Origin of the sequence: Natronolimnohabitans innermongolicus JCM 12255, assembly GCF_000337215.1 — an archaeon.
Taxonomy (GTDB): Archaea; Halobacteriota; Halobacteria; order Halobacteriales; family Natrialbaceae; genus Natronolimnohabitans; species Natronolimnohabitans innermongolicus.
Map to the genome: position 1 here is coordinate 93241 of NZ_AOHZ01000044.1, position 13540 is coordinate 106780.

General features: G+C 63.4%; 8 protein-coding genes. 6 read left to right on the top strand and 2 right to left on the bottom strand.

Annotation, left to right across the window (positions count from 1 at the left end; translation table 11 throughout):
• The 5 genes from C493_RS09885 (at position 1) to C493_RS09905 (ending at position 7253) form a co-directional block, all read left to right on the top strand.
• A complete protein-coding gene (locus C493_RS09885) occupies positions 1-1707 on the top strand; it encodes a type II secretion system F family protein (protein ID WP_007259285.1) in 1707 nt (568 codons plus the stop codon).
• Between the two features lie 102 nt (positions 1708-1809).
• On the top strand, positions 1810-2400 hold the full coding sequence (locus C493_RS09890; RefSeq protein ID WP_007259286.1) for a DUF7283 family protein: 591 nt from the start codon (positions 1810-1812) through the stop codon (positions 2398-2400).
• Positions 2360-2848 carry a DUF7285 family protein gene (locus C493_RS23035; protein WP_007259287.1) on the top strand — a complete coding sequence of 163 codons (489 nt, stop codon included), beginning with the start codon at positions 2360-2362 and terminating at the stop codon, positions 2846-2848. Before C493_RS09890 ends, C493_RS23035 begins: the two co-directional genes overlap by 41 nt.
• Positions 2849-2850: 2 nt before the next feature.
• Complete coding sequence (locus tag C493_RS09900; protein ID WP_152421133.1) at positions 2851-3882, top strand: DUF7284 family protein; 1032 nt, start codon at positions 2851-2853, stop codon at positions 3880-3882.
• 8 nt (positions 3883-3890) lie between these two features.
• Entirely contained in the window at positions 3891-7253 is a 3363-nt protein-coding gene (locus C493_RS09905; protein WP_152421134.1) for a DUF7286 family protein, read from the top strand.
• Between the two features lie 51 nt (positions 7254-7304).
• Here C493_RS09905 and C493_RS09910 read toward each other — a convergent pair whose 3' ends face one another.
• Both C493_RS09910 and C493_RS09915 read right to left on the bottom strand, forming a co-directional pair.
• A complete protein-coding gene (locus C493_RS09910; RefSeq protein WP_161606891.1) occupies positions 7305-8690 on the bottom strand; it encodes a restriction endonuclease in 1386 nt (461 codons plus the stop codon).
• Positions 8691-9181: 491 nt separating this feature from the next.
• Entirely contained in the window at positions 9182-11395 is a 2214-nt protein-coding gene (locus C493_RS09915) for a hypothetical protein (protein WP_049889272.1), read from the bottom strand.
• Between the two features lie 401 nt (positions 11396-11796).
• Here C493_RS09915 and C493_RS09920 point away from each other — a divergent pair, with 401 nt between their 5' ends.
• Positions 11797-13218, top strand: a complete 1422-nt coding sequence (locus C493_RS09920; protein ID WP_083912399.1) for an outer membrane protein assembly factor BamB family protein — start codon at positions 11797-11799, stop codon at positions 13216-13218.
• Positions 13219-13540: the final 322 nt, after the last annotated feature.

The following is a 13540-nucleotide window of genomic DNA, read 5'->3' on the forward strand; positions in this document are numbered from 1 at the left end:
ATGAGCGCGATCCCACTCGTCGTCGGCCACCTCGCGAGACTCTACCCCTGGGAGGTTACCTACGGCGACGAACTCGCCGACGCGCTCTCGTTTACGGACTCGCCGCTTGAGCCTGAAACGGTCGTTCGGGGCGGCTACGGCGCCGGTCTGTTAGCACTGCTCTGTTCGTCGCTGCTGGTGGCGACCCCGCTGCCGATTCTCGCCGTCCTTCCGGCGATGGTCGCACTGACGCTCCTTGCCGTACACGCGGTACACACACTCCCGCATCTTCACGCCGCGTTCGAACGAACGGAAGCGCTCGGGGACGCGCCGAACCTGATCGGCCGGGCCGTCCTCCGGATGCAGGTCCAGCCCTCGCTCGAGAGTGCAGTCCGGTTCGCCGCCGACACGAGGTACAGCCCGCTGTCGCGGAGTCTCGCCAGGCATATCGATCGCTCGATCGGGACGCCACGAACGGGGCTGCTCTCGTTTGCCGACGAGTGGGCAGACCAGTTTCCGGCGCTGCGCCGCTCGGCTCACCTGCTGGCGATGGCACAGGACGCGCCGACGGGCGAACGCGGTCGGACACTCGATCGGGCACTGAACGCAATGTTGAACGGAACGCGAAACCAGATGGCGGAGTTTACGTCGTCTATTCGAAGCCCGACGACGGGGCTGTTCGCCTTCGGCGTGATGATTCCGCTCGCGCTGGTCGCGCTCGTTCCCGTCGTCCCTATCGCCGGCGTCGGCGTCAACATCTGGGCGTTCGTCGTCGTCTACAACGTCCTCTTGCCGATCGTGCTCACCGCGGCCGGGCTCTGGCTGCTCTCGCGCCGCCCCGTCGCGTTCCCGCCGCCGACGGTCACGCGCGATCACCCCGACGTTCCCGACCGGCTCTGGCTTCGCAGCGCGTGGGGACTCGGTGCCGCCGTGTTCGCGTTCGTCGGAACGGCCGCCCTCGGACTCGGGAGTCTGGCCTGGGTCGCCGCGTTCGGACTGGGGATCGGCGTCGCGCTCGTCGCGATCTTCAAACCCGTCCTCGAGGTTCGCAATCACATCCGCGAGGTCGAAGCACACCTGACCGACGCGCTCTATCTGGTCGGCCGACAGGTCGCCGAAGGCGAATCCGTCGAGTCCGCGATCGAACTGGCGGCCGAGCGCGTGCCTGCCGAGACCGGCGACGTGTTCGAACGCGTTGCAACCCTCCAGCGACGCCTTCACCTGGGCGTCGAGGAAGCGTTTCTCGGCACCTACGGAGCGCTCCGGAACGTCCCCAGTTCGCGAGCACGCGGGACGGCCGTGTTGCTGTCGATCGCCGCCGACGAAGGACAACCCGCCGGCCGAGCGATCGTCGCGATGGCCGACCACCTGGAGGAACTCGAGGACGTCGAAAGCGAGGCGAAACGTCAGCTAACGACGGTTACCGACACCTTAGAGAGTACGACCGCCTACTTCGGGCCGCTGGTCGCCGGGACGACCGTCGGGATGGCGAGTCTCCTGTCCGGCGACGTGATCGACCTCACGGAGGAGGCGGCCGCGTTTCCGACGGAGGCGGTCTCGATCGTCATCGGAGTCTACGTCGTCTTGCTCTGTTTCATCCTCACGCCACTGACGATCGGGCTCCGAAACGGCATGGATCGGGCGCTGATCGGCTACCACGTCGGCTCCAACCTCGTCAGCGCGATCCTCCTCTACGTCGCGACGGTGTTTCTGGTCGGACTATTGTAGCCGCTCGAGTCAGCGCGGCGTCGCTCGAGCGTCGCTGCCTTACCTGCTATCTCCGTCCTCGACCGTCCAAAGTTTAAGTACTAGAGGGCGTCCAATCAGGGCATGGATTGGGAAGCGCCGGCCGATGCGTGGTACATCTGGATCGGCGTCTCGATCGCCAGCGTGGCGATCGCCGGCGTCGTGATCGGCCTTCCCTCCGGCGCCCCACCCGACGCAGACGGCGTCGCACACGGTATCGACCGCGTCAGCGGCAACCCCTACGAAGCGAGCGCCGAACACGGCTACGACGCCGACCGGCTTCGCGTCGAGGCTGGTACCCTCGTCGAACTCGAGAACGAACACGGAACGGCAAGCGAGACGCTCGCCTACGATCCAATCGTTCTCGTCGGCGACGATCACGAACGGCTCCAGAACGTGACCCAGGGGACCGATCTCGAAGACGAGTTCGCCGACGAGTTCGCCGCGAACGATCGCGACGACGCGATCGCGACGATCCTCGAGCGAGTCGACGAGACGGCCGCCGAGACCGACGGGGAGTGGCACGACGCCAGCAGCGAACTCACCGTCCGTACGCTGACGATCGATCCGGACCGCTACGGCGACGGCGACGACTGGTCCGTTGCCGCGGACTCGAGACACGTTCAGACCATCGATGACCGAGAACAGTACACCATCACGATCGTCGATCCGTAGGTGGCGAGGACAGACCGAACCGATCGCCGCGCTGGCGGCGATCGCCGTCGTCGTTCTCGCAGTCGGCCTCTACGGCGGTTACGTTACCGGCGCATTGAGCGCCGGCGGGACGCAGGACCCGGCCGAAACCGTCGTCGAACAGGTGTGGGACAACGCCGGGTCGGACGGTGTCTACGACGAGACGGACGACCGACTCGAGGCGAACCTTCGACCACCGGCCGGGAAGACGGTCTACCTCGAGGTGGTCGTCACCGATGGCGACGCGCCCGGCGGCGAGCGTCTCGTCGACGACGTACTCGTCCACGACGACGGCACGATCGAGACCGACGTCGACGAGGACGAGCGACCCGACGAGGTGACGACGGCCGACAGACCGATCAGCGTCGACCACGCGGGGACGCCGCCCGGTGACGTCGACAGCGGAACGCTCCGCGTGGAGGTCTGGTAGCGATGGGGTCCACGCCGGAGGCCAGACCGGGGCAACGAGCGGGACCGCGAGATCGCGATCGAGCGGTTAGTACGGTGCTCGACGTCGCCCTCTGTATGTTGCTCGTCAGCGCTTCGGTGCTCCTGGTCGCAGCATACCTCTCGCTCGACGACGACGGCATCGAACCCGAACTCGCCGATCAGACCGCCCAGACGATCGGCTCGTCGACGACGACCGTCGAATACTCGATCGCGGACGTCGCCGACGACAGCGACGTTGCCTTCGAGAACGCCCACTACGACGACGCGGCGTACGAACGCGTCACCCACGGGACGCTCGCGGAACTACTCACCAGCGCCGTCGCCGCCACCGTCCGCGTCGACGGCGAACGCGTCTCCGAAGCGGGGACTCACTTCGCAGCGGGAGTCGACCGCAACGTCCAGGGCGAACTGACCGGGGCGAGCGAAAACACGCAGATCTGGGCGCGGTGGGAGCCGTACGACGGCGCGACGATCGAATCCGAACTCACCGTCGGCAACGCGCCGCCGTCGGACGCCGACGTCAGTTCCGTCACGAAACGCGTGCCGAGCCAACAGACGGAACTGCGCGACGACGAGGTTTCGGGGCTGTACGACGTCGACGACCGGAGCTTCGAGCCGACGGCTGACCTGCTCGCCGAACGGATCGTCGATTCGTACTTCCCCGAGCGAGCGACGACCGTCGCCCTCCAGAGCGACGACCTCGAGCGCGATCTGGCCGTCTACCGCTACCTCCAGTTCGGCGCCGCCGCCGACGACGCGCTGACCGCGGCCGACCTCGAGGAGGGCGCCCCGCTGAATCGATCCGTGGCTGACGTCAAGACGGCAAACGAGCGGCTCGCTTCGAACCTCTCGACCGTTATCGAAGCCGACCTCGAGGACGCCTACCAGAGCGACGTCGAGGGGATCATCGCCGCCGCTGACGACGACGCTGCGGCCCAAGACGAACTCGACGCGTTCCTCGCCGAGGAGTTGCAGATCGGCGACGTAACGCTCACCGTCCAGACCTGGGAGTGACAGAGACGATGCGCTCACGAGACCGAACGATACCGATCGCAGACGACGACCGAGCGCGGATTCCGTTCGCGATGATCGGCGCGCTCATCCTGGTCAGCAGCGTCGCGCTCGTCGTCTCCCTCGAGTTACAGCGAGACGCGACGGTCGACGTCGACGACTCGCTGGCGATGGAACGCTCCACGTCGGCAGCCAACACCGCGCTGTTCGATGCGACCGTCACGGCGACCCACGACGCCGCCCTCGAGCCAGTAACCGAACCCGCCGACACGCCGCTGGGAGACGCGATTTCGGCCGGCGGCACCTACACCGGCGACGACTTCTTCGAACGCTACCTCAAACTCCGTATCTACCTCGAGGCCAAGGAGAACTTCGCGAGCAGCGGCCAGGAGTTCCGCGAGATGGAAACGTCGGTCGCGATCGATCCAGTCGAGGACGTCGACGACGTGGAGGCGGCGATCGACGCGGTCTCGCTGACCGTCGGCGGTGAAGACGCCGACGAGACGCTCACCGAGTTCGACTACGGCGACGAACGCGATACAGACCTCGGCCACGGAACGATCGAGGTCGAAATCGACGGCGTCGAAACGGTCGTCGAACGCGACGGCGAGGTCGTCGCCGAGCGAACGCAACCGGTCAGCGCCACGGTTGGGACGCCAATCTTCGACCTCCATCACCGCACCAGCGAGTACGAGGCCCAACTCGAGTACGACTTCGCCGACGCGCAGGCGGCCGACGAGTTCGTCGGCTTCGACCAGTATTTCGCCGCGATGTTGTATCCGCTGGCGTGGGAACGTGGCTACGCCCAGTCCGAGGGCGAACCGATCGCCGACGTGGTCACGAACCGACACGTCGAAACGCTTGCCAACGACGCGCTCTATCAAACCCAGCGCGCCGTCTTCGGCGCAGACGATCCACACAGCGAGCGGCTACTGACAATCGCGTACGCGTGCATGCTCGCCCAGGACGCAACGCACGTCTACGAGACACCAGATGGCAACGGCAGCGACGTCCATCACGTTCTCGACCACCTCGACGACGACGGGTTCTGTGACGACGTGGGCGAGGGCAACGACGCGTTCGACGAGCCGTTCGACGATCCGCCGGACTGGGCCGCACTCGCCTCCCAGAACGAGTACCTCGAGCAAACTGAGACGATCGGCCTCGACGACGTCTCCTCGACGGTCTTCGGCGAACTCGAGGACGGTGACGGGATCGAACGAGCGATCGATCGGATCTATACGGTCGATCTCGAGGCCGACGCCGAGATCGAGCGGACGGTGTTCCCCTCGGATCTGGATGCCGAATCCAATAGCGAGCTCAAAGCATTCGACGTCGAGGTGCTCGATCGGACCCGGCTGGTCGATGCGGACGAAACCGGGCCAGAACGGGAACTGACCGAATACGACGTCCGGTTCGAAGGGATTTTCGAGCGCGGATCCGGGGAGGACATCGACGACGCGGTGGTAGTCTACGACGTCACGCTGACGGTCAGCGGCGAACACAGCCCAAACCAACGAGTCGACCAGCGCGGCGTCGATTACGATTACGAGAGCGGCGTTGCCGGCAGTTCCGCGACGATCTTCGATACGAACTATCACGACACTCCGTCGCTGGCTACCGAAGCGGTGCTGGCCGGCGTCGACGACGCTGCCGCCGTCGAACGCCAACTCGAGGGGTACTTCGAGGATCGACACGACGAGATCGTCGCAGCCGACGAGATTCTGGACGGCGAGGACTTCGTCGACGTCCTGACGGGTCACGAGGACAACTGGACGATCCACCCCGAACCGAACGACCGGGAACAGCTCAGGGGGTGGTTGGTCCGTGAACTCGCGACGCTCGAAGCGCAGACGTCCGCCCTCGAGATCGAACCGGATCACCGGGAGCTACTGCAGCCGAACTCCGTCCTGGACGACCTCGCAGCGCAACTCGAGTCGGACGAAGAGTGGGTGTACCAGCACGTCGACGGCCGATACACGAACGTCCCCGACGTCGTCCGTACCGAGGTGTACCTCGAGTACGTAGAGGGGTTGCGCACCACCGTCGACGCGGCGAGCGACCGACACGAGGCGATTCTCGCCGAGTTCGACGACGAACTCGACGACCACATGAACAGCGGAATCGACGACGCGATCGAGTTCGCCGCGGACCAGTTCGACGAGTCGGCTCCCGAACCCGACACCGCACAACGACCCGACTATCCGCTACTGGACGGCATCGAGTTCGTTCCCCAAGGGACACCCGCCGCGCTCACGGTCGACCGAATCGAACAGGAACGAGTCCCTGCCGCCGGCGACCTCGAGGACGGATTCGTACCGCTGGCGGTCAGTAACGACGACAGCTACGGTATCCCGTTCGAGGACGCCACCGCCGACGGCGTCGAACTGTACGTCGCCGGCGGAGTGCTCGAGGCGGGGTACCTGACCGACGATCTCGTCGACGATCCGAACTGGGACGACGGGACCGTCGACGACCTCGAAGCGGCCCTCAGAGACTGGATCGACCGGTACACGGTCGAAGCCGCTGCGTACGGAGCAAAGCCGTTTGACGGACTCGAGCAGGCGGAACTCGCCGCGGCGCTCGACGACGAGATCGACGACCTCGGCACCGTCGACCGGCAAGCGATTCGTCTCGGGGAAGGCGAGGACACCCTAGACGAGATCGCACAGAACGTCAGCGAGGAGTTCGACGTTCCGGAGGAATCGGCGTACGACTACCACCTGCCACCGTTCAGAGTCCACCTCGAGCACGCGCTGCGCCACGGTCTCGACGCCTCGCTCGGGGACGACGGAGTCGTGTCGAGCGCCGAGGTCACCGCGAGTACGGCACCACTCGGAGACGCGATACGGACGGAACTCGACGCGGTCGACGACGACGTGCGAGCCGAGCGCCTCGAGCGGACGGCGGCCAACGAATCGCTGTCTCTCGACCGGGGAGCGCTCGAGGCGGCGTGGCTCGACAGCGACCTCGAGGGCGACGAGCTCGCGCCGAACCGCGTTCCGGCCGGAACCGACGTCATCGACGTGCCGATGTGGAACGTGCTGACGGCGAATCTCTGGCACGTCGACATCGCCGGCGAGTACGCACGCGTTACGACGAAAGCCACCACCGGAACGACGACGCCGGAGCAACCGATGGAGTACGTCCGCGATGAGACCACCGCCGCCCTCGAGATCGGAGAAACCGAGATGGACGTCGGAGATGTCGAACCGATCAGTTTCGAGAGTCAAGTGTCGGTTCCGGTCGCCGTCCCCGCCGACAGCTTCGGCGTCGGCGACCGAGCGGGAGACCGACTCGAGTGTTCCGAAACGTACGATACTGTGGGCGAGATTCCCGACGATGCGGAGTTCGCCGCCTGTGCGGAGTCGTAGTCGAAGGCGAGTACGCTCTCACTCCGCGTCACAGCCCCGATCGGCCGGTAGTTACGCCGTCGATGCGTAGTCCGCGAGTGCGATCTCGTCGTCCGCCCGCTCGAGCAACTCGAGGACGGCCGCCCCATCGACGAGCGTGAGCGTCTCGGCGCGGTCACGGACGTCGTCAGCAAACTGACCGTTCGTGACGACCAGGACCGAGTCGGCCGAACCGGTTCGGGTCCGCTCGAGGAGTGGCTCGATATCCTCGAGTTCGGTTCTCGAGACAGGGCCTCCGTCCGAACGATGGAGCGTTCGAATCAGGACTCGCTCGGCCGTCGACGGATCGATCGCGACGATGTCGGCCGGGGAGTCGGCGTCGTCGGCGACGACCTCGCACTCCCAGTCCCACGCCGACCGGAGATCTGCGACGAAGTTCGTGAACGTCCGTGCGTCCATCGACTCGAAGAACAGTCTGTGGTCGGCCGGCTGCTCAGTAGGCCGCCCCGATGGCCCCGACGGACTGCTAGTGGGAGCCGACGCACTAGACGTGTCATCGACGGGTCGGTTGGGTTCGGACGACTCCCGTGACCCCTCGAATCGGTCGAGACGGCGTTCGAGCGACGGTTCAGGGCTTAGATAATCGAGGGACGGAGGGAGCGACTCCAGCGCGTAATACTTGATCGCCCACGGACGGGTGAGATACGTCCGGCGGACCGTTTCAGGCTCGAGGTGGCGACGGACGAAGGTATCACTGCGATAGACACATCGCCGAGCCCCGGCAAACAGAACGCCGGCGAGTAACGGGAACGCGAGAATCCAGAGCACGCTCGGATCCCCCTCGATCCAAACCCGTTCGGTCTCGAAGATCGCGAAATGGAACAGCAGTCCGCCGCCGACGAGTCCGAGCATGACTCCGGAAGCGGTATATCGCCAGAATCGCTGGCGGTTCCTTTCGGCAGCGTGTCCCAACGCGACTGTGAGTTCGTCGTCGGTGGCATCATCGACGAACGACTCGCGGAGCCAGAGGAATCGCGACGAGCCGTGACCCGCCTCGAGCACGTCGAACGAGAACGGAGCGTTCCCGTAGACGACGACGGTACCGGGTTCTCGGTCGAATCGAGCGTAACACCGTTCGATCCGCGTCCGTTCGTCCTCGGACGGATCACGACTCCCGGTCGGGTTGACCATCGCGAACGGCAACAGCAGATAGTAGACGAGAGCGAGCCAGACGGCCACCCACGTGATGGCCGTAACAGCGGTTGGCGGAAGGACACCGTCCGGTGGACCCACGATCAACAGCGAAATACCGAGCGGATTTGCGACGACCGCACAACTGATCGCCAGCCACTTCCGCCGACGCTGGCGGGTCTCGACCGTGTGTTCACGTTCGAGTAACTCGTCGATCAGTGGTTTGGTGGGTCGTTGAACGCAGTATACCGCCACCAGACTGGTCACGCTACACCCGATCGTGATCTCCAGAACACGGCCGACGTCTGCGGCCCGACCATCGAGTAGTGGGCCGATCACCGCTGCGAAGACAGGGTGTGACAGGTATACTAAATAGCCGCCGATAACAGCGCCAGCCAATAGCGCAAGCCGGCCCACGATCACGACCTGTAGCGTTCTCGGACCCGATACTCCGGCAGACCGAACCGCCCTGACCAGTAGCGTCGAGAGAAGTGCAGTAACGAGAACGAAGAACACAGGATAGCGTCCCGTCACTAGGACGTCGATGAGAGCATCCAGCATGCGCCGTATATTCCGGTACCACAATTGAAAATATTTCGATGATAGTCGCGTTGTGTCCGTTAGCTCTCGTCCGGTACATATGAGCGCTACCGGTGGTGGGACGATGCGAGCAGAGAAGGACACGGTCGCGTCGACCGAATCACGGTCGGTATGGAAAGAGTCGAATAGCGCGCGGCGAAAGCCGCGCGTAGCGCAAGTCACACGTAATACGAACCGTCCGTATACTGGTCGACGTAGCGCCGATCGACGTCAAACGCGTCCGCAGACTGATTCAGTAGGTGATAGTGGCCAGCAACGAGCGCAGCAGCGATAACGAGTAACCCTACCCCGACCACGGAAGATGCTGCTTCGGGTGCTGCGGTACCGATCGAACCGACGCCTCCGACGACGAAGACAGCGATATAGACCGCCAGCGCGACCGCAATCATCACGAGAACGAACAGAATCCTCGTGATCCAGCGACCGATCCAACTGATAGCACTGGGAAGCCAGTTCGTCAGTACGTGATCCCAGATGAAATCGGCCACTGCCATGCCGACGACGATATTCAGTACAGCCATCGTCGCGACTGCACGTTTGAGCCTGCTCGGATCGATACACTGACTTCGGCATTTGAACCCGTCCCACTCCTCGGCGAGATCGTAGGTTCGCTCCGTCAGTTCCGCTGCCTTCTCTTTCAGCTTCTCGAGGATGTCCGTGACCAGATCGTCGGCCACCGTGTTGATCCAGCCGCCGACGTCGATCGTCACACTTGTTACGAGATCGAGGTGTCGTTCTATCGTTTCGATATCGACACCGGTTTCGGCCTCGAGCCGTTTCCGTTGCTCCGCATCGAGATCTTCGAGCCACGACGAAAAGCGTCGGTACCCCCGATGTAATCGTAACAAGTCGCCGACTTCGATCTCCCTGACTTCCTCACGCGTACTCGCTTCAGCGAGATCTCCACCGACATCGCCGATGTCATCGATGCCTGGAACGTCCTCCGCCAGGTGAATCGCGTTGATGGTATCGTCAAGTTCGACGATGGCTTCGGCGACGTCGGAGTCGACGAACTGATCGATGGTATCGACGACGCTCTCTTCGAGTGTCCCCGCGATTTGGACGAGTTCCAGCAGATCGACTTCGGGACTCAGTTCGTCCATCAGGAGGCTGAGCGGAATGCCGTGTGGTTCCAGTCGCTCCTCCATTGAGTCGACGAACGCTTCGGTATGCATCGCAGCTTCCCGGAAATCGCCGAGCGTCGTCGCCTCTTCGAACTCCTCGATTCGCGCTTCGGCGCCCGATTCGATCTCGCTGGCCACCGTCGCCCACGAATCCTGAAACAGGACCAGTGCCTCGTATAGACTGGTAATATCGACTCCCACTTCCGTGTCGGCCTCGGCTCCATAAAAGAAACAGGGGGCCCACGAGAAGCCGAGATACGGCGTAAACGAGAGATCGTCGAGTCCGACGACGGGAACGTCGAACATCGAAAATTCGAGCCCCATCGCGTATACCGGGGTGTCGCTCGGCGCACGCGGGCAGTTATCGAGAGTGAGCATCTCCGGTTCGATCGGAAACGGTCCCGACGGTGAACCCGCGGATCCGGTTCCGGTACCGGTACCGGCACCCGTCGAACGGGTACGGGCCCGTCCAGATGCCGATCCGGCGCCGGCCGCTGCGGTAGCATCGAACGTCGAATCCGTGTTCGTACCGTCGGCGAGTGGGTCGACGCTGACTCCCAGATCGATATCGAGAACGTCGTAACTCAGATCCACGGACGGAATGCCATCGGCACTCGAGACCGCGGATTCCCACACGTCCGAGAACCGATCGATGGGGTTCGCGATCAGATCGACGAATTCCTCGACGGCAGGTTCGATCAGGTCTCGAATTCCCGATTCCAGATCGCTGACGAACGATTGGACGTCGTTCCAGTACGAGTTGAACTCCTCTCGGAGATCTTCGCTGAGTTGGTCGACGAAGCTTACGAGGTCGCCTGCGACATCCGTGAGTTCGTCGACTGCATCACCGATCTCCTCGGTAACGGAGGAGTGGAAACTGCGAGTGGCCCCACCGGCTCCCGTAGTCTCCGAACGGCGGGCGGTCGCTCCGGAGCCGGCGGACGGCGTGGCGCGTCCGATCGACGCCTCGGCGTCTTCGTCTTCCTCCTCTAGCTCTTCTCGTATCTCCTCGGCCTCGTCGCCGATCGCGTCGACGATAGCCGAGGTATTGTCGAGGATGAACTCGACCGGCTCGAGAGCGTCATCGATAGCACGAATCGCGTCGCTGGCGGACGAAGCGACGAGATCGTATATCTCTCGGAGGTTGTCGATTACGGTCCGCCATCCCCCGCTCTGTCGCCACGAGCCGATCTCATCCCAGAACTTCGACGTTATCTGATCAGTGATCTCGGAAAAGACTTCGTCCAATATGTCTGGAATCTCGATTGCGTCGAAATCGGCCGACCGCATCCCGGTCGCCGATCCGACGGGGCCGCCCCTCACTCCGCGAGCCGCTGCCGACGACTGGGCAGCGCCGTAAAGACCGCCACCGACACCCAGCGTCCGAAGGAACGCGCGTCGTTCGAATAGATATTCCTGTTTCGAACCCATACTTTTCAATCCCCATTACCGTATTTATACATTTTGATGACAGTCAGAAACAACATTCGGTGGCATCGGTGGGAAACGATTCAGCCGCTCGAGAGTCCCTGCGGAGAACGAATAGTTCGGCTCACAGCGATCGTCACACCCGCCGATTCAGTTGGGACGTTCCGGTTCGTCCGGTCCCGGATGAAAACATTTTTCATTGGTAGGTATACCTATCCAATATGAATGGAACGAATAGAAGAGACATTCTCAACGCATCCGACGAGCCGGATTTCGTGGCCGCGATGGCCACCACGGTCGACTCAGTCGATTCGAAAGAGTCGGACAGGGTACGGTGGCAGTTCGAAACCGAGAGTGCCGTTCGCTCGTCGCCGACGGTCGTCGACGGCATCGTCTTTGTGGGGAGCAACGACGGCACGCTCTATGCGGTCGATGCGGAGACGGGGACGACACGCTGGACGTACGAACCCGACCGAGACGTCGAAGCCGCACCGGCAGTCGACGACGGGACCGTTTACGTCGGAACGAACGGGAACAAAATCGCCGCAGTAGATGCCGCGACGGGCGATGAACGGTGGGAGTACTCGTTCTGGGGAGAGACCTTCGTTCGTGGGATAACCTCGTCACCGGCGGTCGGTGACGGTCTCGTTTACATCGGAATGACCGACGGACACGTCTACGCACTCGACACCGGGTCCGGTGCCGAAGAGTGGTCGTTCGCCACCGATGGGCAGGTCGCGAGTTCACCGACGGTAGACGGTGGCACCGTCTACGTCGGTAGCACGGACGACTACCTCTATGCGATCGACGGTGACAGCGGTGACGAACAGTGGGCGTTCGACGTCGGCGATCCCGTCTACTCTTCACCGACCGTCGCCGACGGGATCGTCTACGTCGGCGTCCAAACCACTAGCGACGACAACGTCTATGCGATCGATGCCGACGACGGCGATCTCGTCTGGTCGACGAACGCGACGGTCGACGGACAGACGCTCACTGCGAGCGGCGAAGTCTGGTCCTCACCGACGGTGTACGACGAGCGCGTCTATCTCGGGGTCAGACAGTCGAGTCTGGAGTCCTTCTTCGCGTTCGACGCGGCCACCGGTGACCGCGAGTGGGCAGTCGACATCAGGGGCCATACGCGCTCTTCCCCGACCGTCGCCGACGACACCGTCTACGTCGGCAACAGCAGCGGAATCGTCCTCGCACTGGCCCACGATACCGGACGCGAACAGTGGGCCATCGACACCGGCGACCGGGTTCGGTCCGCACCGACGGTCGTCGACGGCACGCTCTACGTCGGCAACGAGGCCGGCACCGTCTACGCTATCGAGACCGACGGCTCCGGCTCGAGCGAGGGCTCTCGCGTCCAACTGGGAACGCTCGGCCATCACGATTCACTCGAGGGAGCTGCTGTGCGGGGCGAGAGTGTCGGGTCCGAGTCCGGAAACGGAACCGAATCCGACGAAACGGATAGGAGCGCCTCGAGCGACGGATCAGACGAGAGCAGCGACGACGGAATTCCGGGCCCCGGTATCATCGGATCGCTCGGGAGCCTCGGCGGGATCGGCTACCTGCTGAAACGTCGCCTCGGTGACGACGAGCGAACGCGCCCCGGAGACGAGGAACAAGACGAGGTGTAAACCAGTCACAAAGCCAGTTAGTGCCGTCAACGACACCAGACCGTGTTCTCGAGCGGTCGAGTCAAGTGACTCTATAGTAGTCAGTGAACGTCACTGCACACCCGACCGCAGGATGGCGTTACGATCGGTGTGTAACTCGTTTCACTGACTACTATAGGATCGACGGTCGCCTGCGTACGATCGGGGTAGTCGATCCGAGCCACCACTTATGCTAGTCTATACGATACCTGTCTCGTTGACATCCTCCTCCGCGTGAACACGGAGGAATCCTGAGCGTTGGAGATTTTAGGTTTACAGCTCCACCGAGCATCCAACCAGTACG